This is a genomic window from Methylomonas sp. MS20 (genome assembly GCF_050275925.1).
Taxonomy (GTDB): Bacteria; Pseudomonadota; Gammaproteobacteria; order Methylococcales; family Methylomonadaceae; genus Methylomonas; species Methylomonas koyamae_A.
In genome coordinates this window covers 1,510,454-1,534,712 of the sequence record NZ_CP189962.1, presented here as the reverse complement: position 1 = coordinate 1,534,712, position 24,259 = coordinate 1,510,454, and the positions used below count along the sequence as shown (strand labels likewise).

The window sequence follows — 24,259 nt, the reverse complement described above, 5'->3', positions numbered from 1 at the left end:
CCGCCGAGCCAATCAGCGGCAGCTTGCCGCCGGTACCGCTATCAATCGCCGAAACCGAGGATTTCGACGCTGAGTATGCCGAGGATAGCCTTGGCAATCGCGGCGGCGGTGTTCTTGCCGGCCACGTCGCCGCCGACCGTGCTTTCGGCCATTTGGCTGACACCGGCGGTCAAATTGCTGGTGCCGGTCAAGCCGGCGGCGACACTACCAACCGAGGCCACCGGCACGCCGGTGGAAATTCCGCTGACCTGGATGTTTTGCGCGCCCAATACCGCCGTCGCCGAAATGGTGACGTTGGTACCGCCGATCCCAGCCTCGCCGGCATCGACCACCCCTTGCGGCGCGAACAAATACACGTCGCCGCCGACCACGCCTTCCGAGCTGCCCGCGGTCCGGATACCGCTGCCGGATACCACCGGCGGAAACTCGATGACCATGTTGCCTTTTTCGTCGAAGCTGATTTTCGGCGCCGGCGCGGAAATAGCCGATTTGGCACCGCGGCCGGCATCGATATTACCCTTGGACGACCACAGCATAATGTCGCCGCCGTCCAACGCGAACACCCTGGACGTGTTGACCTGAAAATTATCGCGCACGAAAGCGTTCACACTGCCGGCGCGCTGCACGACAATACCCAGGTCCGACGCCGGCTTAGCGCCCTGAAAGGATACCGCCAGACCGGCGTTGACTTCGCCGCCCGGCACCAACAGATTGATGTTTCCGCCATCCAGCGTATGCATTTTGCTGAACACCATCCGCAAGTTACCCTGCCACGGAAACGAGACCTGCGCAAGACCGTCGGCACCAAGCCAATCGCCTTCCGGGAACAGCGCTTGCAAAGCACTTTCGGCCAAGGCGCCGTCGCCCGACTTCAAGCCGCTGAAAAACTGCGTTTTAATCAGATCGAAGGTTTTCCGTGCCGCCGCTACTTGCTGCGTCGGCAACTCGCGAAAAGCTTCCAGTGCCGATGCCGAAGTTAGCGTAGTGTCGCCCGTCAGCGACCGCGTCGCATCGATAAGCTTGGATTGAGTCGCGGCACCGGGGAACAGAAAGGCTTCGGACGCGTAGCCCAACACATTCAGCGCCTTACCGAGATCGGTCTTCCAAGTGGCGCCGGGGAACAATGCCTGCACTTTGGATTCACCCAAAACCTTGATAACCGCTTCTCCGCTGGTGGATTGAATTTGTTGGAAATACAGCGGCATCAGAATTTTGCTCAGTTGCGGTTCTATCGCAACCAAATCGTCGTTGGACAGGCTAGCGAACGCCGTTAGCGCGTCGGCTTCGCTTAAATTAGCCTCGCCGGTGCGCGTCCGCATAAAGTCGGTTACCAAGGCGCCGATCGCCTGCCTGGCGTCGGCATGCTCCTTTTCATGGGCTTGGTAAACCGCCGAAATCAAGGTTTCCAACTTCTGGTACTTGGCGGCGTCCAGACCAGCCGCGCCGGATACGTCACTAAACAAGTCGGCATTTTTTAAATTATTCAATCGCTCGTAATAATCGGCGAACGCCAACAAGGTTTGGATGTAACGCGTCGGACCTTGCAGATAAACCTCAATGAAATTGGCATAGTCGATCTCGCCGCCGACGCCGGCCATCACTGTCAGATTGGCACCCTGGTCCGGCAGATTGGCATTTGTCACGTCGCCGACCGTCGATATCCCGTTGGAAGCCCCCAAATCGATGTCGCGGCCGGCTTTTACCAGCACCTCACCGCTGCCGCCGATCTCGATACTAGCGCTGTTATCCAACAGCGAACCATTCGCATTGCGAGCGCTGCTAAAGCGAATATCGCGGGCGGCCTTGATTAGGCTGGCATCGTCGACGTTGGCGTGTTGCGCCGACACCGCTAGATTCAGGATGTCGTGCCCCGAATCCACCAAGACTTTGGTCGCCAACACCAATTCGATATTCTTGATGTCGCCGCTGCGCGTCACCAAGCGCGCCGGTTGCTTGTCGCCGGCGTGGATCGGCGTGGCGGCATGCGCCAGCGGCGAATTCCCGAGCGGATTGAAGGCGCCGGCCAAATCCGCCATCGATGTCCGCGCCAGCGGTGCGGTGGCGCCGGGCGCCAACGCCGGGTCGGCATCGGATACTCCCAGGCGATCGGTAAGATCGGCCGCGCTGATGTCGCCTTCCGCCAACAAATTCAAGCTACCGGTCGCCGCCGGAAACAGGATGATTTCGTCGTTCAATACGATGTCTCCGCCAAACGCGGTGGCATTCAAGGAGCCGGGATATAAGGCCGCCAACGACTGTTGCTCATTCGTTCCAGTGGGAATCAACACGGAAATCAATTTCGAGGTACTACTATATAAGCCAATGTCGCCGGCCAGAGTGGCCAAGGTCAAACCACTGTCGGCGCCGTAGCTGAAAAAATTCACTTCGCCGTCGTCCGCTATCATCGGATCGGTGACGCCGGCCAGCGACAAGTCGTTTCCAGCCGATATGTCGAAACGGGTATCCCCCATCAACAGTACCGGACCGTCGGCAAACTGACTGCCGCCGCCTATGCTTCCGCCAGCGCTCAGCGAGCCTTCGCCTTGACCCACATAGAACACACCGCCGTTGACGTTACCGCCGGCCTGTATCGCCAGAGTACCGCCGCCGCCGACCTCGACTTGGTTACTGTTAAATCCGCTCAGGTTCGGGCTACCGTTGGCGTCGCCGACCTGCTTGCCGGTAGTCGGCATGACCACTTCCAGATCGTTGATATCGCCGCCCGCCGTGACCTTAACCGCGCCGCCGCCGAAAGCGCCGACGTTTTGCTGGAACAACGGCATTGGTGCCTTACCCGGTTGGGTGTTACTGGCGGCGCCGGGAATATAGCCCAAGGCCACGCCCCAGGCGGTTGGTTTTTCCTGAGCCTGATCCGACCACTGGCCGATGCGTAGCAACCAATCGTTATAGTTGTTATTGCTGACCGTCCCTTGGATATTACCAGCCGCCGCCAGACCGACATTACCGCCGTCCACCGGATATTCGCTATAGGCAAACAGGGCAACCGCCCGGTCGCTGAGCGTGCCGTAAGGAGCGACTTGCGTCGTTGTGCCCGCGCTGTAGATGGATGCCGGCGTGTAAGTGGCGGTTAGTTGAGTATTATTGGCTATCTGCAACGACGTGGCTTGGCTAAGCGTCACGGTCGGCAACGTCGAAATGGCCGTGTCGGCGGTCATTATTTTGGTCGTCGCGGTGCTTAAATGTACCGAAGGCAGGGTCGTCAAGGTCGAATTGGCCGAAACCGCCGCAGTCAGTGCGTTGTTGATCGTGACTGTCTTGGTGTTGACGTTGATCGCGGTAATCTGAGTCCCGGCCGCGACACCGTTGCCGGACAGGTAGTCGCCAACCACCCAACCGCCGACATCGGCGACTTTCAGACTCTTGGTGTTCTTGGCGGCCAAAGCCGTGGTTTGCGCCGCGACGCCGGCCGGATTAATACCGGTGATAGTGGTACCCGACGCGATGCCGTTACCAGTCAAATAATCGCCAACCCGCCACCCGGACGCGTCGCTGTCGCCCAGCCGTAACGATAGGCTGCGATTGATTGCCGAAGCGGACGTCGCATGCGCGATTCCGCCCGCGGCTACATCGGTAATATAGGTCCCGGCGACAATCCCCGAACCCGATAGATAACCGCCGGCTTTCCAGGCCGACGCATCGCTGACCGCCAAAACCGTGCTGCTTTTCGCGGCGGTCGAAGCCAGCCGGTTGGTGGCGCTGTCGCCGCCTGAAATCACTATATCGCCGCCGGCATTCAACTGAATGTCGCCGGTGCCGGTTCTAACCTTGACGTTGCTGGTTAGCGTCAGATCGCCGGCACCCGAGGTTTTGTCCGAATCGGCGCTGGTCAAATCGCCGCCGGCGGTCAGTTGGTAGGACCAGGACGCGCCGCTCTGCAATTTGTCGATAATCGAGACCGACTTGGTAGTGCCGTCGAAATTGTCGTATTGAAACGTGACGTTTTTAAACCCGTCGCTCAACGACTGATCCAGTGTGAAATCGCCGCTGGCCCGAATCACCAAGCGCCCCGGCACGTCGTCCCAAACATTGTCGTCGCTGTTTTCGTCGTAGCGCCAGTCGGCCAGATCCCACTTGTCCTTTAAGGTCAGGTCGCCGCTGTAATCGATCTCGACGCCGGCCAGCAACCGGATGCCTTGGCCCAACCGGTCGGCGACCGCCGCCATGTTGGCTTCGGTCATGTAGGCGGCGGTATCGGCCTTGATTTTGGCGATGTCGGCGGCGTCGATTCGGCCGTCGTCGCCCAAATCGGCGTTGGCATATTTGGCGACGCCCTCGGCATAAAACGTCTTGTAACCGCTGACCGAGCCGGCGACCGGCTGTATCCGCACCCCGTTGCCGTCCCGCAAGGCCCGTAGCGTCACGTCGCCGCCTTCCGCGCCGGTGCCGTGCACGTCGATTTGACTACCTTCGCCCACCGCGACGCCGGAGATCCCGTCGCCGTCGCTATCGACGCTGGACAACAACACCGAACCGCCCTTGGCGCCGTCACCGGTACCGCGCGCCGACAGCGTAGCGCCGGCGTTCAGAACCACATCGTCGCCGGCATACAATTTGATGCTACCGCCGGCGTCGGCGGCGTCGGCGTTCACGGTGCCGGCCAGTTCGATCGAACCGGTATCGGCGACCAGCGTCACTTGTTCGGCGCGGACCGAGCCGGACTGGCTTTGCACGATATCGGCTTGTCCGACTCGGATGTATATCGAACGATCGATACCGGCGCCGTTCAATTTTTGCGTTAACGCGTCGAAACCCTGGCCGGCGGCGAACTCGCCGACCTCGACCGTCGCGCTGCCGGACTTGGCTTGCAGTTCGCCTTGCAACGAAGCCGATTTTTCCAGAGCCCGGATTTCGACATTTCCGCCCTCGGCATCGCCACCGCCGCTATCCACGTCGATCAATGACCCGGCCTTGGCGGCGATGCCGCCGTGATCCGCCACCGCCGAGAAGCGACCGCCCTGGCTGTATTGCTCGACGTCGCCGAATTTAACGGCCCGCCCCGCCAAATCGAGCTGGGCATGTTCGCCCAAGCTCACGTCACCGCTCAACGCGTGCAGGCTCAACGCGCCGGACGGCAACACCACCCGACTATCGAAGTCGATATTGTCGGCGGTAACGGCCAATTCGGCGCCGTATCCGCTGACGATAGCCGCGTTACCGGTTAGACCGGCGAATTCCGCCGCATGCCCGCTCGCGTCAATGTTCAAGCTGGCGCCGCCGTCGGCGCCGAAACCGCCGGTCGCCAGCCGCAAATCGGCCGCGACGCGCAATTCGCCGTCACCGGTGGCGCGGACTTGCTCGCTCGCGTTGACATCGACCGCGTCGAAACCCAGTATCGAAAACCGGCCGGCACCGGTTTCCAGTCTATCGGCAACGATAGCCAATCGACCGCCGCCGTCAACAGTCTGTAGATTTTCCGCCGCTCCGCTGTTCGCCAAGACCAGCGTTCCGGCGCTGATCGACGCCACGTCGCCGGCCGCGCCGTGACCGGTCATACCCGCGGCGTTAATCGCCAAACGCTCGCCCCGCCAATCCACATTGCCGTAAAAGCCGAGGCTATCACGCGCGGTCAGCACCAATTCGTCCACGTTTAACTGGGCCAATTTGGCGTTGGTCAGATTCAATGCGCCGCCGGCCAAGCCGTCCACGGCACCGAGATTGACGCTATTGGCCGCCAGATTCAACGACCCCCCCTCCATCCGAATATCGCCCTGCAACTCGGTCGAGTGCGAAGCATCCAATAACATCGAAGCGGCGGCGTGCAACAACGCATCCTTGGCGACCAACAAATCGCCCGCCGAACCGTCGGTTTCGGTACGGTTCAGTTCGATTTGATCGCCGCCGGACAAGCGTAGCAAGGCCCCGTTACCGACCAGATTGAACACACTGTCCCCGCCGACCACACGGCGATCGGCATCCAAGCTCACATTGGTACGCACTTCGACCAGGTTTTTGGCCGCCGCGATAATCTCGCCGCCGCGCAGATTGACGCCCTCGGCGAACACCACGCTATCGGCACTGACATCAACCGCAGTCTCGCCAGTCTCGACATCGCGGTCTCGCGCGCCGCCGAGCAACAGGCTTTCCACATTCAGCGCGCTCAAGTCGTCGGCCAGAATTTCCAAGACGCCGGTGCCGGCAGCCTCGCCGGAGCGGTCGGCGACGATGCGGATGTTATTGGCGGCGATATCCATTCGAGCGCCGCGGCCGCCTTGCAAGGCTTGCAGCATGAACTCCCCTTCCATCACCAACCGGGTTTGCGCGATCAACGAAACCTGGCCGCCGTCCATCGGTAAATTGGGTGTTGCGGTTTCGTTGGTTTTAGCTCGCTCCTGGTAAAAGCTGTTGGCGGTGTAGGTTTGATATTCCGAGTACTTACGAACGTCGGCGCCGGTTTCGATTAGAAAACCGCTGGAACGCGCATCGCGAATACTGCCGCCGGCCTGGGCGAAATAACCCGACACGATGGTTCTACCGTCAGGCGTGTATTGGGTGACGACTTGGTCCTGAGTGTCGGCGACCGGTGTGATCAGATAGGCGCCCGGCAGCAATGCATAATGCGCCGGCAAAATCGCGTAGTCGCCGGCCGGCAGATCGCCGCTCGCTTCCAAATGAATCGTAGCGCCGAGCGAATAATCGAAGCTACTACTTTGGTAGTGGTCGTACGGACTCAGCAACGACCCCAAGGTCGGCAAAATCGCGAAGCCGCCCTGATAGCTGCCGCTACCGGACGTTAAATAATCGTAGGAGCCGCCGGCACCCGGTATGAATTCGTAGGCCAGCAAATCGCCTCCGCCAGCCAAATCCACAAGACTGCCGCTGGCGACATCGATCTCCGGCGCGTCCATGACGATGCGTTTTTCCGGCGCGGCGCCCCAAACCAGATTTCGAACATTATCCAAGGTATATAACCAGTCGGTTCCGCCCTGAACAACACCGAATGGAATCAATAGCTCCGTAGCGGTCAGCCGATCGATACCCGAGACTGAAGTCACGCTACCGGAGGCCAGCGTTAGCGTATCGCCGGCCTGGAACGTAATCTTCCCGAGCGGCGCCTTGACCACGCCTTGCTGGCTAATTAAGGGCGCCTCGAAAGTCAACGAACCGGCCGCCGACAACGGCGTCGCATCGGTGTTAGTGCCGGAGATAACGATTTTTCCGTCCGGATTGCCGCGCACCGCGAACGTGAAGTCGGTCAGTGTGCTGGGATATACTTGGCTGGCGTGCAAATACAAATCGCCGGCCGTCACCAGGGCACCGACATAATCGCGTTGCTCGTCGCTTTCCTCGCGGACGCCTATCGTGCGTATATCGTGGGCGCTGTTTAGCGTGACCTTCTGGAAGCCGTTCCAGAGACTAGCGCCGGTCAGTTGTATCCATTGCGCATTGCCGGCGAACTGTCCGCTACCGGTTTCGGCGCTGTCGGCAATAGTGCGTAGCTTATCGGAACCGAGCTCTAGAAAAGTGGTATTCAACACAACCGAGCCGGCGTCGGCGCCGTTCGATCCGACCGCGCGCAGCTCGGCGGCATCGATGTGGATGCGTTCCGCCGCGGTCAGATTGACGTCGCCGACGAAGGCCACCGCCGCGTCGCCTAACGTCCCGTTCACGGCCAGACTCAGGTCGGTGAAACCGCCGGCACTAATCTGATCCGCGCCGATACTTGCGAAGCCGATGCCGTCTTCCGGGTAGGCGTCGCCGAACTTCAGATCCTCTTCGGATTGGCGCTTGCCGCTCTGACTGACGTTAATGACCAACGGTCCGTCGGGAAACGGCACGACCGGAATTTCCGGACGGTTTAATTCCGAACGATCGAGGCGCAGCGACAATCGCCCGCCGTGCATGCTGGCCGAACCGGCATAGGCTCGCATTTCACCATCGATAACGATACCGTCGGCCGCTTTGATCGATATGTTGCCGGCATTGGAGGCGAAGGTTCGCTTGACGAAGGCCGCCGCCGAAACCGTATCGGAACGCTCGACATCGACGGTCGCCACGGTACCGGAAACATCCAGGACCGCCCCTTCGGCGATCACCACGGCGCCGCGTTTGGCATCGAAAGCGATCGTGCCCCCGTCCAGCACTTGACCGCCCCGGTTCCCGTAAGCGTCCGCCAGTTCCTTCACCGCGACGCCGCGCGCGTCCAAGCTGGCATGGTTGCCCAGCCAAATGGTTTGAGTGGGATCGTATTGCAAGCCAGCGGCCGGGTCGATGATCAAATTGATTTTTCCGGCCGCCGCCTTCAACGCACCATCGATAAAGACGCTGCCGGCCGTCGCGGTCAGTCCGATCGTAGAACCGGTATCGGCGACGATGCGGCTGCCGGTTTCCATCACGACGCCGGCATAGCCTTTTAAAGTTAGCGTGACCGACTGGCGCAAATGGTCGGCCAATTCGACGGTCCGGCTAAACCGGCGTATCGAACTGCCGGTCGCCGCGTTCTGGTAACCGGCAGTCAATACCAGATTGCGCTGGCTCAAGTTCAAGTCCACGTTGCGTTTTACCGTCAATCCGCCGAAGTCGGCGCTCAGATTGATTTCGCGAAAGGCCAACTGCTTGGATAGGTCGAACGATCCGGCTGAAGTACCCAGCACTAGCGTATCGGTCACGTCGGCGGCGGCGTCGGGCAATCCCACCAGGATTTTGCCGCTCGTCAGATTGAGCACGCCGTTTTGTTCCAAACCGTAGGCGGAGATTTCGCCAGCCAAGGTCAGCGTCGAAATCAAGTCGCCGGTGCTGCCTTCGGCCGCCAACGTAATCTCGCCGCCGCGACCGGACCGCAGGTTGCCGTTGACCGGTAACCATGCGCCACCGTCGGCCAAAATTTTGGCACCCTTGTTTACAAGCACGTCGCCGTTGGCGCGAAACACCACTTTACCGCCGTCGATCAGCAACGGATCGGTCGGGGTTCCATGCAGACCACTACGCAAATCGTTGACCCATGCGCCGGATACATCCACTTTGACTCCGGACGCCACGACTATCCGCCCCTGTTGCGCTAGATCGACGCCATCCGCCACCGCTGAAATATCGGTTTGCAAATTTAGAGCGCCGCCGGCCGCTTTGAAATCGCCGTTGACGGCGATGTTGGTCGCCTCGACGCTCAATTTGCCGCCCGGCCCCATCGCCAAGTCGGTGTCTAGGGAAGCGTCGCCGCGGGTCTTCACCGACACGTTGCCGACGCCGGAGCGGGTTAGCGTGGCGGCCGCGATTTTCAAATCGATATCGGTCTCGCCGTTCTTGGGGAATTCGTCGTTCAACGCCAAGGCCAACGCGCCGGCGCGATCGACGAATTGAACGTTCTGCAGAGTTTTTTGAGCGTCCTGAAACGTCGCCAAATCGATCTCAAAGCTGCCGTTCGCGGCGGCACTCGCCGAAGCTCGCTGGTAAACACCGACCTCGGAACCAGCGGTCAGAGTGCCGCCCCACGCCAGCCGAGGTGCCGAGATATTCAAGCTGCCGGCGGCCAGACCCTCGGTATAGCCTTTTTCAAAAACGCCTTTGCCGAACGACCCCAGCAAGTTCCACGTTTTACTGGCCCCCCATTTGGCATGATTTTCCTCGACGCTACCGAAAACGCCGGCATACTGTGCCGTAGGATCGGCATCGCTAATATCGACAACCTCACCGTAGCTGGTCAGCAGCTTGGTGGTCTTGATGTAACCATCCTGATATTGCAGCGAGCCGCCGGAAATATCGAATTGCGAGCCGTCGTTGGCGATCACGTCGCCACCGGACGTCAACGTGATTTTACCGCCCGTGCCCAATCGCTCTTCCACCGTTCGGCTGATCCTGGCCAAGGCGCCGTCGTCATCGACCAGCTCGGTACCCTTGCGCAAATCGACATACACTGTTTTGCCTTTTAGAATCCCGCCGCGCTGCAGCGGCGAATCGCGCAAGTCGTAACTCTGCACCGAAATCTCGCCGACATTGCGCTCCATCGCTACCTTGACGTTTTTATAGCCGGCCACGTCGATTTTGGCGTTTTTATCAATCAATATTCGGCCGGACTTGCCAAGGCCGGCGTTTTCCGGAGTGTCGGTCGCGTTAACGGCAACGGTCGCGCCGGGCGCGTGTATCGTCGAACCCGACTCCAAGGCCACCGTGTGGGCACCAATCTCGATATAAGACGCCGGTTGCGTCTGTTCGTCGATCGCGCTACCGCCGTCGCTATCGGCCACCACTTCGGTGACGCTGCCGTCACCCAAGCGAACCTTGGCCTTGGTTTCGGCCCCGTCGCCGGCATTGTCGCGGACGGTCTGCGTAGCGAGCAATACCGGATTGTTCTCCTTGATTTTCTCCCTGGCGATCAAACGAATGGAACCGTTAACGTTGACAGACGTCGTCGCGCTGACTCGGCCTTCCTGGTTGACCGCGAAACCGGCCAAGGTCACATTGCCCTGCCGCACCGAAATGTCGCCGCGATTGGTCACCTTGCCGCCGGTACCGACTTCGACCAGCAAGCCGGCGAACGGACTTTTATCGTCGGCGGCCTGCAGATACACCTTGTCTTCACTGGCCGCCATGATGATTTGGCCTTGAGCGCCGGCGCTCACGGTCCCCTCGTTAGTAATTTTCGGCGCGGCGATGATGATGCGGCCGGCCTTGTCGGTGGTGATCTTGGCGCCGGCGTTAATCAGTATTTCGGCGGTTTTCGGATCGAGCTTATCGTCAGGCGATTTGGGTTCGATGACCAAGGCCGCGCCCTTGCTTTCGTCGTAGACGCGGGTGATGCCGCGCGCCCAGGCTTCGTCGGTAACTTTCAACGTGGTGGCGATGAAGCTGTTGACGTTCACCACCGAGTCTTTGTCGAAGATAAAGCCGTTTTTGTTGTACAGATAGATTTGGCCGTTGGCGACGATCTGACCCATGATCCTGCTGGGATCTTGATCTGGATCGTTTATCTTGTTCAATGCGATCGACGAGGTGCCGGGCTGCTCGAACTTGACGGTATTTTCCTTGCCGACGTTGAATTTTTGCCAATTCAAGACTGCTTTGTCCGAAAGCTGCTTGATCACCATCGTATTCCCGTCCACGACCGGTGCTTGCGCACTACCGCTACTGATCCAAGCGGCCGCCGGTATCGGTAATTCGGCCAACGCGGCGCCGTTACCCACCAACAGGCCGCCGGCCAATGCGTAGCTCACGCGAGCCGCGAGCGGTTTCAATCGAAATTGAACGTCCTGGGATTTAGCCGATGGTTTGTTGGTCATGGAATTAGCCCTTCAAATAAAATTACGCGCCGGCGGGGAATTAACCAAATAAGCGCAAACAGATTAGCGCAAACAGCGACTTCGCCGAATTAATGTTCTATTGATTGCAACCATTCAGCGCGCGGCACGAATTTCTTTCCCGCGGAGAAGGAATAAACCACCCTTTTCCAAATGCCCGGCGAATAGTGACTATTTATTAATCTATCCGACTAACGGTCGCCAAAAACTGTACTAAAGTAGCAATCAAATTGTTTAGCCATTCGGAACATGACGAGTCTATTACACCCAAAATCCAAACTCATCGCCGAACAAAAAACATCCAATTAAATACCTTATTAATTAATTGTTTATAGCAAATAAATCGCCGGGATAATCTTGAAAATTAATAGTATAAAAATTAGGTCATATTATCGTAACAACCAACATTGCCGATTTCGTCGTTCGCGCGCCGCCGTTCAAAAAAATCTATAAATACGCCGAATTTCCATACGTTCAAGCCGATGTTTTAAATACCGTTTAAACGCATCTATTTATCGACTCCAGAAACCAGCCGGAGTACAAACCTAGGTTTGTACTCCCTTCAACAATCGAAAAAATCCGCGAGTTTCTCCGCGACTCGTCAAATAGAGCGTCGCGCTTCGCATAGCGGAACACGGAACAGCATTTAAAAATCGGTGGCGATATTGAAATGCACGCGCGGATCGCCGCTACTGACCGGCGCCAACCCGCTGAACGGTATGCCTACGTCGAAAGCCCCGCTCAAATGCTTCCACACCTGAAAGCGTAAACCGACGCCGGCGCTGCTCAAGAAATTGCCCTTGGCGTTGCCTTTCAAAGGGTTCTTGACCCAGCCCTTGCCGGCGTCGAGAAACGCCAACAGCTTCAACTCATCGACGGCTTCCCAATCGGCCAAACCTAAATGCGGGCTATGCAATTCCAACGAACCGAACACCGCGTCGTCGGCCAAGGCCTGGGTTTCGAAATAGCCGCGCACGCTTTGCGCGCCGCCCAACGAGAATTGCTCGTTACTGATCAGGGGACTATCGGCCGCCTGACCGGCGAAATGGCCGACCAAGCTCATGCCCCATGGCAAATCGTGCCGATGTTTTAAATCGCCGGTCAAATACAGATAGCTGGCCTTGGCCAAATAGCGCTTGTTCTCGAACTCGCGTTGGCTGTTGCCCAAGCCGCGAAACGACCAGTGCGCGCCCAAATCGAAGCTGGTCTGACGGCCATCGCCGTTCAGCGTACCGCTGTACTGAGCCAGGAACGGCGTGTAACTGATCGGAGTCTTGATCGAGTCGGCGCCGATCAAATTCAAATCTTCCTTAAAGTCCTTGTAGTCCACGCCCAAGGTACCGCTGTGGTAGTAGTCGGGTAGGGATTTAAACGGATGCACCAACCGGGCGCCGTAAATGTTACCGATACCGATCACCGACAAGGCGCCGGCACTGGCAATCTGGGCATTCGACGACGAACTGACCGCATAAACAGCCAACCGAGTCGGCGAGTCGAACAGCGGCATCGCATAGGTGCCGGCCCAAACGTCCACTTCGGCGTTGTTTTCCGGCGACACTTGATACATCAACGACGCACTGTGAAAGGCCTGCCATAGGTTGTCGTAACGCAAAGACGAAATCAGCCGCAACCGCGAGGTGGTCGAGGTGTTGCGGCCGTTGAGTTCGACGCGGCCGTGCAAAGGCATTTCGTCCTTGACCTTTAAATCCACTTCCAAGGTGCCGGGCGTTTCGCCGGCCCGCAGAATCGGCTGAATCTGGCGGTCCGGCGATTGGCCGGCCAACTCGGCCAGTTGCTGCTGCATTTTCGGCATGTTGGGAACGTTGCCTTCGGCCAACTCGGGCACACCGGCCTTGATTTTGCCCAATGCGAAATAGCGCGAATCCTTGACCCGCAGCTTGGACACCTTGCCTTCGACGACCTGCAGATAAACCACGCCGTTTTTAACGTCCTGTTCGGGAATATCCACCGAGACGGTTTGAAAACCGTTGGCTTGATACAGACTTTCCAGCGCGGCCCTGGCCAATTCGACGTTATCGATGCTTTTGTCCGGCCCCAAAAACCGATACACCGTGCGCTCGAGCTGCTTTTTGTCCAACAGCGTATTGCCCTTGACCCGCAATTCCAGCAAATCGAACTTGGCCGGCGCGCCGGCTTGGTCGGTCTGGCTGCCGTTTGAAGGCGTAGAGGCCTGGTCGGCCGCGAGCGCGGACAGCGAGCCGCTAGCCAGCAATGCAGCCATCAATACTTCGCGCCAAACCCGGCGGAAGCGGACAGTGTTCAAACTCATTGAATTCCGATGAAACCTAAACGGCCTTCGTTATGAAGGCCTGCGAGCCGCCATTTTAGGTAGCCCAGGTTAAGCTTTTATGACAAACCGGTGACGCGCGGCGGGCATTCGCACCGGCAACCGGCCTACTACGAATCGGCCGCGTCGCCCCGAAAACGGCAATCGCGTTAAAACCGAAAAAGCGGCCGGGTCAGCCGCGTTGCCGCGACTGCCCCGGTCACTTTTTAAGGCGGTCGTCCCTGACCTGGTTCGGGATTGCCCCTAATCAACCCTTACAGTTTGGCATCGCCGTTGTTGTAAATGGTTGGTGCGCGGCAGGCATTAGTCGATGCGGCTGCTGTCGCATGACTGTATGGATTGACCGGACGGCTGGCGTTAAACGCACCGTTGGCTTCGGGAGCGAAGCTGGTCGGTACGGCCAAGAATGCACCTGGAGTAGCGGTAAAGGTGTGGGTGAAACCGGCGTTCAGCGCCGCCATCACTTCCGGCGCGCCGGCTGAAGTAATGATCGCGTTGGTCAGTTTTTTCAGGTTAGCGTCGGAAAAGTGGTCGGTCCAATATTGGAAAGTGTTTTCCGCCCAGTCCTTGTATTTGCCGTTGACTACGTTAGCCAGGGTCGGCGCTACGCCATCGACTTTAACAAAACGGAAGTTGCTGGATACGGCGGTCTTTTTCTCCAGAGACTGGATACCGACCGCCCAGCGCACACCGTAGGTGTTATCGAAACCGTTGGCGGCGTTGCTGCCGTCGTTCAGCTCGTCCAAGCAGTTGCCGACCGAACCCGAGGTGTTGTTCTCGTGGATCATCGGATAGCCGTCGCCTTCGCCGAAACCCAAGGCCAGTGCGTCGGAAGCCGGAGCCGTCGCGGAAGCAGCCGAAGTACAAGGATCATGCAGGAACTTGATATTGGATTGAGCTTGGGTACCGGAACCGTTTTCGCGGCGGCAGGTATGCAACAACGAGGAACCCGGCAAGTAAGCGGCGGCATTGGCTTGGACCCAATCGTACAAACCGGTGGAACCGGTCACTTTCAATTGGTTCCAGTCCGCCCAGCTGCCCGCATGAATCGATGCGATTTGAGCCGAGCTCAGGCTAGGCATGCAGGCCTCGGTTTCGGCACCAACCGCGCAGCCCGCCAAGGAACCGTTGGCGATTTGGGCGGCTTGCAATGCAAAATACAGTTTTTTGGTGACGGGCACGCCGAAGGTCACCGCCGAAGCGCTTTTCACGGTCATTTTAGCGACATCGTCGGATGTTACATCCGAATAACCGACCGGAGCGTTGTTACCGATAAATTGCCCCGGGTCGACGTCGGAAATGCCGAAGTCGGAGATGTGGGTGCTGTATTTGCTGGCGTCGGCCAAGTCGTAAGGGCAGGTGATCAAACCCAGCGTCGAACCGGCGACCGGCAAGGTATTGGAGGTGCAAGCCGAGCTGATTTTCAAATACTCGATCGTGGCGGCGGCGGTGTCGCCGTTGGCTTCGGCGATGATAGGGCTGACGCCGAACGCGGAACCGCCGGCGCTACGTTTGTAGACCAAGATGTAAGGCTTGTTGGTCGGCACATTGCTGTTGGTAGTAGCGCGAGTGCACAAATAAGCGTTTTGGTCGGAACCGGTCAGGCTATCTTTGTATTTCCAGACTTTTTTAGTGGTGTCGCAGACTTTATCGGCGGCCGGTACCGATGAATCGGTGATCAGTTTTTCGATGAAGTTGACCGCCGCGGAGGCGCCGGACAGATACAACACGTTGGTTTGACTGGCATCAATGATGGGCAGGTTGTTGCCGTCGACCGGAATCGGATCGTTGACGGTCGCGGCTTGCACACCTGATGCGGCCAACAGAGCGCTGATCGCGGTGCCTAATACTAAGTTTTTCATGGGTAGTTCCTCGAGTTATCAATCGTGAAAACCGGAGCGGCGCCAACGCCGCTCCGAATACCGCTTATGCGGCGGCGTATTTGCGGCGAGTCGCGCGCAACATGCCCATCAGGCCGGCGCCGAACATCCAAACCGCGGCCGGCAGCGGCACGTTGGCCGGGGCCGGACCGAAGCTCAGCAGATTGCCGGCCAGGGTCCATTTACCGGCGGCCAGGGTATGGGCTTGAGTGCCGTTGTAGTACCAGAAGTCGCCGGAGGTACCGTAGGCGATATTGGCTTGGGCCAAGCTGACCGTACCGAAGATGCTGTTGAAGTCATTGTGTTGTCCGGTATTCGGGGTGTCTGCGTCAGACACCAGTGAACTCAGATTCGCGGCATAGTCGCTGGCGGAAGCACCAGGGGTAGCTTTGACTTGACCGGTAGTGATCTGGTTTGCATGGTTTTTGATCGCAGTACCAGGGACTGTGGATTGTTGCAAGCTGTTGTATTTAGCGATCTCGGTCATGCCGGTGATCAACTGCTTGGAACCGTAACCGACGGCAATCGCGAACTTGGTCTGAGAGGCATCCATGCCGCTGGCGAAGGTATTCCAGTTGTCATTGAGGCTCAAATCGTAGCTCAGCGTATAACTGTCGTTGTTGACGTTGGCGATCAGATCGCTCATCAACAACCCCAAATCCAGCGTGAACGTCAAGGTTTGGCTTTTGTCGTAAACCGACAAATAGGCCTCGGCTGTGGCGGCGCTAGTATTGTTGATCGCCGCATTCGCCGCGCCGGTGGCAGCGAACATCGCCGCCGCCAACAAGGCTTTGTTTAAAGATTTCATAATGGTTTCCTTATGTTTAAGATTTAAAAATACATAAGGTGACAGCCCAGCCGTCTTGGCTTGTCGGCTTCCTACCGCCCGCCGCCATCCCCGGCGACCGACCCAAGCCAAGACCTGAAACTTTCCGTCCCCGCCTCGCGGCGAGTTTGGCTTTTACACGCTTACCTGCTCACTAAACTTCTAACACGTCGAGTGGTGTCGCTATCCCCGCTACCATGTGTCCGTATTGCAACCTACTCCCTACCTTCTTCCTCTTGCCGCTCCCTTCGCTGGTCTTCCCTGTTCCCTGTAATTCCGCGTCAACCAAGATCCCGCGGCTCCCTGCCATCTCAGTTGCGGCGAATTATTCCAAACAAATCAATAAGTTTCCGTTACAGCTCTGTTAAAGAATCGTGAAATGTATTACATGCGTGATACGCCGAAACATCGCCGAATGCCGCAGCACGTTGTTTTTCAAGGGCGAATCGTTGCCGCCACGGACCGCGTACCTAACAGGCTAAATTGGGCGCATCCGACATGGACTGTCGAATTTGGCGTGCGGCATCGGCCGCCCGCCCAACGATTGCAGGACTTAACATTGGCCGGAAACGAATATCGGCGAGAGGGCAACTGTGCTAATCGTTAGACGCTGTCGCGGGGACCAAGCACTGATGGACTGACTTTGCCCGGCGTTGCAAACGCGCTAACCGCAGTTATCGGCGATTCGCGGCTAAACACGCGGTCGCCGCTAAAACGCCGCCTACCGGAGTTTCCCAAACGGGAAAACTATAGCTTGCAAAGTCAGGATGCCCGTGGCATTGGGAATGGCGTGTTTGTGCTTCCCCGCCGGAGCGGGACCTATTAACCCGGCTCTTAAATACCGTTCGCCCTGTCGAAGGGCACGCCGGTCCGGACTTAGACCGGCTCAGCCCGAGAAACACCAGTGAGAAATAGGGCCGGATGTAGAGGGCATGCGGCGGCTGACGCCGAATTGCGAGAAATTGACCGAAACCGAGGTTACAGGGGGATCGATCGTTCGAAAAAGCCGGTGCTGGCGAGAACGCCGAAACCTGCCGGGACTAGCGCCCGACAAACCAGCGCTGTTGAATCGCGAACGCGACGTTCACCAAGCCGACCATGACCGGCACTTCGATCAGCGGCCCAATCACCGCCGCGAAAGCCGCGCCGCTGTCGATGCCGAACACCGCCACCGCCACCGCGATCGCCAATTCGAAGTTGTTGCTGGCGGCGGTAAAGGCCAAGGTCGTGGTTTGGCCGTAGTCGGCGCCGATTAGTTTGCCCATCGCGAAACTGACCAGAAACATCGCGACGAAATAAATCAGCAGCGGTAACGCGATGCGCAACACGTCGAGCGGCAATTGCACGATCAATTCGCCCTTCAACGAGAACATCGTCACGATCGTAAACAGTAACGCGATCAGCGTCAGCGGGCTGATTTTGGGTACGAAACGCTGCTGGTACCAATCCTTGCCCTTGGCTCTGACCAACAGCCAACGCGTCGCGAAACCGGCGATGAACGGAATCCCCAGATAAATAAACACGCTTTGGGCAATATCGGCGACCGTCACCGCCACCAAACTGCCCGGCAAACCGAACAGCGGCGGCAACACGGTGACGAACAACCAGGCATAAACCCCGAAAAACAGCACTTGAAACACACTGTTAAAGGCCACTAGCCCGGCGCAGTAGTCGTTATCGCCGCGCGCCAGTTCGTTCCAGACGATCACCATCGCAATGCAACGGGCCAGGCCAATCAGGATCAAGCCGGTCATGTATTCCGGATAGTCGGCTAAAAATCCGATCGCCAAGCCGAACATCAACAGCGGACCGATCAGCCAGTTTTGCACCAGCGACAGCGCCAACACCCGGCCGTTACGAAACACGTCGCCGAGTTCCTCGTAACGCACTTTCGCCAGCGGCGGATACATCATCAAAATCAAACCGATCGCAATCGGGACGTTGGTGGTGCCGACCGAAGCCTGGGCGTTCAGGCGATTCACCTGTTCCGGAAACGCAAAGCCGATGCCCACACCCAGCAACATCGCGAGAAATATCCACAAGGTTAGGAAGCGGTCCAAAAACGACAAGCGCGGCTGCGGGCAGATTGGCAAATTCATCGTGGAAAACCTCGAACTGTTCGATCAGATAGGGCTGCAATTCGACGAAGGACCGCAGCAACTCGCGGCGCTATCGGTCGGCAAATCGGCGTCTTTACCGAATATCGGAATGCTTTTCAACGAATGAAAAGCTTCCCAGGGGACGCCTTGCGGATCGACCGTCCAGTATTTGTCCGATTCGGCGTAGCAGCAGGCGGCCTGTTTTTGCTCCATGATCGGCAACGCCGCCTGTTGCAGCACCTGCTGAATTTCGGTCAAGGCCTGCTCCGATTCGACTTGAATGCCGAGATGATCCACGCCCGCTGCTCGGCTCCGGTTGGAGATCGCGAAGTTGATGCGCGGATCGTCCAGCATCCATTTGGCGTAATCGTCGTGGACGACGCTGGGTTCGGCTTGGAACAGCGCACTGTAGAACGCAATGTTCCGTTGTAGATCGTCGACGGCAAGGTGAATATGGAAACGTTTCATAAGGCTGTTTTCTCCGCGAGAGGGGTTAAGGTAACAAGGCGCCGATGCGATCCAGTTCGGCCTTAAAACGCTCGGGATCGTTTTTCAATTCATTCAACGGCAAGTCCAGAAACCGCTCGATCCGGTAACGCACGATCCCGTAGGCAGTTTCGAAAGCGGCTTTGATTTGTTCCGGGCTGCCTTCGGCGTGCGCCGGATCGTCCACGCCCCAATGGCTACGCAAGGCCGGGCCGAGATAAGCAGGACAAGTTTCGTTGGCGGCATTGGCGCAGACGCTGATCACGATATCCGGGGTCACCGGCAAATCGTTCCAGGATTTGCTGAAATAACCGGCCGTGGATATCCCTTTTTCTTCGAGTATCGCCATCGCGCCGTCGTTCAGCCGGCCGATCGGCCGGCTGCCGGCGCTGATCGCGTGCCAGCCCTTGGGCGCCAAGTGATTGAAGATCGCTTCGCCCATCAGCGAGCGGCAGGAGTTGCCTGTACACAGAAATAAAACGTTCATACGGATGACCATGTTATGGGTTTGATTCAAGACTCGCCGTCGCCGCACGCCATTTGCTCCGGTCCGAAGCAGGCCGTCGGGCTGCCGGCGCAACACTCCTCGGTCAGATAGCCGATCAACTCGCGGATCAGGTTCAAATCAGCCCGATAGCGTTGAAAGCGGCCTTCCTGGGTGGCGTCAACCAGCCCGGCATGGGTCAGGGCTTTTAAATGAAACGATAGATTGGTCGGCGGCAAACCCAGTTCCGCGGCGATTTCGCCGGCAACTAAGCCCTGCGGCGCGTGTTTGACCAGCAACCGGAACACGTCCAAACGCACACCGGAAGCCAGAGATTCGAACAATTTAGCGGCTGATTCCTTATCCATCGGTTTAACTATTCAATAATTATTGTATAGTCTAAATATTTTTTCGGGTTTGGCAAGTCGGCACTGAGCAGTGGCTCGAATCGGATACTTGCAATCCTTAAGCACGACTCCGCCAAACGACGGCAAATCCGCGCCGTCGTTCACGGTCATTTATTTTGTGGCGAGTCTATGGAAATTTTTATAATGCGCTGTCCCTTGAATATTCGAGCAATGCCACGGTCACGATGAGCGAAACCCGCACGCTGCAACAAGCCTACCAAACCGCCGTCCAGCCGCCGCGCGACCCCGAGCGCCTAGCCCAAGCACTCAACGACTGGTACCAGCGCTGGCCGACGCGCAATTTCCTGCATCCCTGCGTCATCGACGGCAAGGCCGCGCTGGTTTGTCAAGCCGACTTGAGCGTCTCGGCGGCGGACGCTTATCGCGAACTGCTGGCAATCGCCGAGGCGCACGGCGTACTCCTGAGACAAGACCGGCGTTCGTCGGACTGTCCTCCGGCGCACGGCAACCGCCGCCGCGACGTCGGCTTGGTATTGACGTTTTGTATCGGCTTGCTGGGTTGGTCGCGGGCGGTCAGCGCCGACGACTTGCTCACGCCTCCGCCAAGTCCCGCCGCGCAGTTGGTGGCGCCACCGGCCGGCGCGATGCAGGCGATCGCCAGTCGAGACGAAGCCAACCATACCTTGATCAAGTTGCGAAGAACCCAACCGCCGAGCGCCGCCGACATCGCCAACGCCTATCAACAGGTCGCGAATCCGCAACCGGCGCCGGCCGACGCGGCAGCCGCGATACTGGATTTTCTGAAAAACGCCTATCGACCCGAGCTTGGCGAACCGGCCAGCGTCGCCGCCGATTTCGAGAGCATCGCGGCATACTACGCCCATTATCCGGCGGTCGCGGCACTAATCAGGGATCTGGACCAACAAAAAGTGCTGCTGAAATACCGCAAGAACACCTGGCAGGCGCAAGCCTGGGGCAACCAATACCGGGTCGATAGCGTGACGATTTATTTCGATACCCGACTAGGCGCGCAACTACTGGCCGAACCGGGCTGCGACGCCAACCCGGCCTGCGGCGTATCGCCGGCCGACGCGCTGCTGCACGAACTGCTGCACGCCAAACTGATGCTGTTGGATAGCGGCCATTTCATCGCCGGCGGCGGCATGGCGCAAAATCTTTACCCTTTCGAACACGAGCGGGAAGTCATCGCCGAGGAAAACCGGCTGTACCGCTCCATGAACCAAGAGGACGGTCTTGCCCGGCCCTTGCGCCATCGCCATAGCGGCCAATTGGCGGAAGTCAGTTGTCCGGCCTGCGCGCCGCACCAACAACTCGCCGCCGCGCCCTAAATCAACCCATTCGACTGGGGCAGCGCCTGCCGACTAAGGCGGGAGTGAGCCGTAGACCGGATTTGACAGGGGTTCCGGCTCGTATTGAAGAGAAGGAATGACGATAGCCCCGACCGGCACCGGTAACGGTGCCGGTCGGGGGCTACTACCGAATGTCGCGCCCGCCCGCCAATCAGCGCGGTCCGGACAGCGGCCGTTCAGATTAAGCCTGCAAGGCTTTCAACAAAGCTTGTAACCGGTCGTTGGCATCGCCGAACAACATGCGGGTGTTTTCCAGCACGAACAGCGGATTGCCGACGCCGGCATAGCCGGAGGCCATGCTGCGCTTCATGACGATGGTGGTGCCGCCCTTCCAGCATTCCAGCACCGGCATGCCGGCGATGGGACTGTTCGGGTCGTTCAATGCCGATGGATTGACGATGTCGTTGGCGCCGATGACGATAGACACATCGACGTCCGGAAAGTCGTCGTTGATTTCGTCCATTTCCAGCACGATGTCGTAAGGCACCTTGGCTTCGGCCAGCAACACGTTCATGTGGCCGGGCATCCGGCCGGCGACCGGGTGGATCGCGAAGCGTACCTTCTTGCCCTGTCCGACCAGCAACTTGGTGATTTCGTTGACGGTATGCTGGGCTTGAGCGACTGCCATGCCGTAACCGGGAATGATGACGATGTTCTTGGATTCGCGCAGCAGTTGCGCGGTTTCCTCGGCTTCGATCGGCTGAACTTCGCCTTCGATTTCCGCCGCCTCTCCGCCGCCGGCGGTACCGAAACCGCCCGCGATGACGCTGAGGAAATGGCGGTTCATCGCCCGGCACATGATGTAACTCAGAATCGCGCCGCTGGAACCCACCAGCGCGCCGGTGACGATCAGCAAGTCGTTGCTGAGCATGAAACCGGTCGCCGCCGCCGCCCAGCCCGAGTAGCTGTTCAGCATCGACACCACCACCGGCATGTCGGCACCGCCGATCGCCATCACCATGTGCACGCCGAACACCAGCGCGATGCCGGTCATGATCAGCAGCGGCGTCAACGCGTCGCCGGCTTCGGCGTTAACCAAGAACTGACGGCCCAGAATGAAGGTGGCGACGAACAGCGCCAGATTCAACCAATGCCGGGCCGGCAGCAATACCGGTTTGCCGGTGACCTTGCCGCACAGTTTGCCGAACGCGATTACCGAACCGGAGAAGGTCACCGCGCCGATGAACACGCCGATGTAGATTTCCAGCTCGTGTATGGTTTTTTCGACGCCGACCAACGTGGAATTATGATCGAGGAAACTGGCGTAACCGACCAACACCGCCGCCATACCGACCAGGCTGTGCATCAGCGCGACCAGTTCCGGCATTTGCGTCATTTCCACCCGCGCCGCCGCGAAGGCGCCGATCGAGCCGCCGATCAACAGCGCGCCGGCCAGAATGCCGAACGCTGTAACGTGACCGCCGAACACCGTCGCGACAATCGCGATCGCCATGCCCAGCATGCCGAAATAGTTGCCGCGCCGGGAAGTGTCCTGCCGGCTGAGACCGCTCAAGCTTAAAATGAACAGAATCGATGCCGAGATGTAAGACATCGTAACTAAACCTTGTGCCATGTTGCCTACTCCTTATTTTCTGAACATTTCGAGCATGCGCCGGGTGACCAGAAAGCCGCCGGCGATGTTGATGGACGCGATCAAGATGGCCACGCCGGACAATACCGTAATCACTAAATTATTCGGCGTCGACACTTGCAGCAAGGCACCGATGACGATGATGCCGCTGATCGCGTTGGTCACGCTCATCAACGGCGTATGCAGCGAAGCGGTGACGTTCCAGATCACTTGATAACCGACAAAGCAAGCCAGCACGAACACGGTGAAATGCGACAGGAACGACGCCGGCGCGACCGCGCCCATGCCGAACAAGGCGGCGCCCGCCAGCAGAATCGGCAGCAGTTGCGCCAGCGCCGATTGGGGTTTCTCCACTTTGGGCTCGACCGCCGGCGCTTCGGTCAGCGGTTTCGGGCTGGCGGAGAGTTTCGGCGGCGGCGGCGGCCAGGTGATCTTGCCTTCCTTGATCACGGTGGCGCCACGGATCACTTCGTCGTCGAAATTGACGTTGAGCGTGCCGTCCTTGGTCGGACACAAGTCGGTCAGCAAGTGGCGCAAGTTAGTGGCATACAGTTGGCTGGACTGGTTGGCCAGCCTACTGGGCAGATTGGTGTAGCCGATGATGGTGACGTCGTGCTTGACCACCACCCGGTCTTTTTCGGTCAGCGCGCAGTTGCCGCCTTGCTCGGCGGCCAAATCGACGATGACGCTGCCGGGCTTCATCGATTTCACCATGCCGGCGGTAATCAGTTCCGGCGCGGGTTTGCCGGGAATCAGCGCGGTGGTGATGATGATGTCCACTTCCATCGCCTGACGGGCGAACAGCGCCATCTCGGCTTCGATAAACTCCTTGGACATGGTTTTGGCGTAACCGCCGCTGCCGGAACCGTCTTCATGAAAATCCAGCATCAGAAATTCGGCGTCCATGCTTTCGATTTGTTCCTTGACCTCTGGGCGAGTGTCGAAGGCGCGGACGATGGCGCCCATGCCCTTGGCCGCGCCGATCGCCGCCAAACCGGCCACGCCGGCACCGATGACCAAGACCTTGGCCGGCGGTATCTTGCCAGCGGCGGTGATCTGACCGGTGAAAAAACGACCGAAATGCTGGGCGGCTTCGATCACCGCCCGATAGCCGGCGATATTGGCCATCGAGCTGAGCGCGTCCATTTTCTGGGCTCGCGACATGCGCGGCACGCTATCCATCGCCAACACTGTGGCGTTTTTAGCCGCCAATTGCTGCATCAGCGCGTCGTTTTGGGCCGGCCAAATAAAGCTGATCAGGGTCTGGCCGTCTTTCAGCAATTCCGCTTCGTCTATCGCCAGTTCCGGGTGACGTTCCGGCGCCCGGACTTTCATAACGATATCGGACTCCTGCCAGACTGCCTTGGCGTCCGGCAGAATCTTGACGCCGACTTCCTGGTAGGCTTCGTCGCTGATGTTCGCCGCCGCGCCGGCGCCGGATTCCACGCCGACTTCGAAGCCCAGCTTAATAATTTTTTCCGCCGCTTCCGGCGTGGTAGCGACGCGTTTTTCGCCGTCGTGAATTTCTTTGGGTACGCCGATTCTCATGTTGTCTCCTGTCGTTGTTATAGGGAGGAATATGGCTAACCAAACTTCAA

The 24,259-nt window shown here is 58.6% G+C and carries 11 protein-coding genes and 1 riboswitch; of the genes, 1 reads left to right on the top strand and 10 read right to left on the bottom strand.

The annotated features are described in order from the left end of the window. Positions 1–41 precede the first annotated feature (41 nt). The 8 genes from ACQE3D_RS06685 to ACQE3D_RS06650 form a co-directional block, all read right to left on the bottom strand. Complete coding sequence (locus ACQE3D_RS06685) at positions 42–11,231, bottom strand: filamentous haemagglutinin family protein (RefSeq protein WP_313728618.1); 11,190 nt, start codon at positions 11,229–11,231, stop codon at positions 42–44. A gap of 664 nt (positions 11,232–11,895) precedes the next feature. Continuing rightward, positions 11,896–13,539 (bottom strand): ShlB/FhaC/HecB family hemolysin secretion/activation protein, encoded by a 1,644-nt coding sequence (locus ACQE3D_RS06680; protein WP_281022660.1) that lies wholly within the window; start codon positions 13,537–13,539, stop codon positions 11,896–11,898. A 272-nt stretch (positions 13,540–13,811) separates the two neighbouring features. Continuing rightward, complete coding sequence (locus ACQE3D_RS06675; RefSeq protein ID WP_281022659.1) at positions 13,812–15,419, bottom strand: hypothetical protein; 1,608 nt, start codon at positions 15,417–15,419, stop codon at positions 13,812–13,814. A 64-nt stretch (positions 15,420–15,483) separates the two neighbouring features. Continuing rightward, positions 15,484–16,245, bottom strand: a complete 762-nt coding sequence (locus ACQE3D_RS06670; protein WP_281022658.1) for a VPLPA-CTERM sorting domain-containing protein — start codon at positions 16,243–16,245, stop codon at positions 15,484–15,486. 37 nt (positions 16,246–16,282) lie between these two features. Continuing rightward, positions 16,283–16,406, bottom strand: a riboswitch (cyclic di-GMP riboswitch). An 897-nt stretch (positions 16,407–17,303) separates the two neighbouring features. Further along, positions 17,304–18,362, bottom strand: coding sequence for an ACR3 family arsenite efflux transporter (gene arsB / locus ACQE3D_RS06665; RefSeq protein ID WP_064025881.1), 1,059 nt, complete (start codon positions 18,360–18,362; stop codon positions 17,304–17,306). Between the two features lie 24 nt (positions 18,363–18,386). Beyond that, positions 18,387–18,830, bottom strand: coding sequence for an ArsI/CadI family heavy metal resistance metalloenzyme (locus ACQE3D_RS06660; protein WP_064025883.1), 444 nt, complete (start codon positions 18,828–18,830; stop codon positions 18,387–18,389). 25 nt (positions 18,831–18,855) lie between these two features. Further along, entirely contained in the window at positions 18,856–19,335 is a 480-nt protein-coding gene (locus tag ACQE3D_RS06655) for an arsenate reductase ArsC (RefSeq protein WP_313728619.1), read from the bottom strand. Positions 19,336–19,361: 26 nt separating this feature from the next. Next, a complete protein-coding gene (locus ACQE3D_RS06650; RefSeq protein ID WP_071155051.1) occupies positions 19,362–19,700 on the bottom strand; it encodes an ArsR/SmtB family transcription factor in 339 nt (112 codons plus the stop codon). Between the two features lie 224 nt (positions 19,701–19,924). Here ACQE3D_RS06650 and ACQE3D_RS06645 point away from each other — a divergent pair, with 224 nt between their 5' ends. Next, positions 19,925–21,049: a hypothetical protein gene (locus tag ACQE3D_RS06645; protein ID WP_064025888.1), complete on the top strand. Its 1,125-nt coding sequence runs from the start codon at positions 19,925–19,927 to the stop codon at positions 21,047–21,049. A 202-nt stretch (positions 21,050–21,251) separates the two neighbouring features. Here ACQE3D_RS06645 and pntB read toward each other — a convergent pair whose 3' ends face one another. Together pntB and ACQE3D_RS06635 are read right to left on the bottom strand one after the other, a co-directional pair. Continuing rightward, a complete protein-coding gene (gene pntB, locus ACQE3D_RS06640; RefSeq protein ID WP_313728620.1) occupies positions 21,252–22,643 on the bottom strand; it encodes a Re/Si-specific NAD(P)(+) transhydrogenase subunit beta in 1,392 nt (463 codons plus the stop codon). Between the two features lie 12 nt (positions 22,644–22,655). After that, on the bottom strand, positions 22,656–24,209 hold the full coding sequence (locus tag ACQE3D_RS06635; protein ID WP_168033686.1) for a Re/Si-specific NAD(P)(+) transhydrogenase subunit alpha: 1,554 nt from the start codon (positions 24,207–24,209) through the stop codon (positions 22,656–22,658). Positions 24,210–24,259 lie beyond the last annotated feature (50 nt).

Bases quoted from the DNA above. Each gene is read 5' to 3' on its own strand.
- ACQE3D_RS06685 (WP_313728618.1), bottom strand. From the start codon at position 11,231: ATGACCAACAAACCATCGGCTAAATCCCAGGACGTTCAATTTCGATTG.
- ACQE3D_RS06680 (WP_281022660.1), bottom strand. From the start codon at position 13,539: ATGAGTTTGAACACTGTCCGCTTCCGCCGGGTTTGGCGCGAAGTATTG.
- ACQE3D_RS06675 (WP_281022659.1), bottom strand. From the start codon at position 15,419: ATGAAAAACTTAGTATTAGGCACCGCGATCAGCGCTCTGTTGGCCGCA.
- ACQE3D_RS06670 (WP_281022658.1), bottom strand. From the start codon at position 16,245: ATGAAATCTTTAAACAAAGCCTTGTTGGCGGCGGCGATGTTCGCTGCC.
- arsB (WP_064025881.1), bottom strand. From the start codon at position 18,362: ATGAATTTGCCAATCTGCCCGCAGCCGCGCTTGTCGTTTTTGGACCGC.
- ACQE3D_RS06660 (WP_064025883.1), bottom strand. From the start codon at position 18,830: ATGAAACGTTTCCATATTCACCTTGCCGTCGACGATCTACAACGGAAC.
- ACQE3D_RS06655 (WP_313728619.1), bottom strand. From the start codon at position 19,335: ATGAACGTTTTATTTCTGTGTACAGGCAACTCCTGCCGCTCGCTGATG.
- ACQE3D_RS06650 (WP_071155051.1), bottom strand. From the start codon at position 19,700: ATGGATAAGGAATCAGCCGCTAAATTGTTCGAATCTCTGGCTTCCGGT.
- ACQE3D_RS06645 (WP_064025888.1), top strand. From the start codon at position 19,925: ATGAGCGAAACCCGCACGCTGCAACAAGCCTACCAAACCGCCGTCCAG.
- pntB (WP_313728620.1), bottom strand. From the start codon at position 22,643: ATGGCACAAGGTTTAGTTACGATGTCTTACATCTCGGCATCGATTCTG.
- ACQE3D_RS06635 (WP_168033686.1), bottom strand. From the start codon at position 24,209: ATGAGAATCGGCGTACCCAAAGAAATTCACGACGGCGAAAAACGCGTC.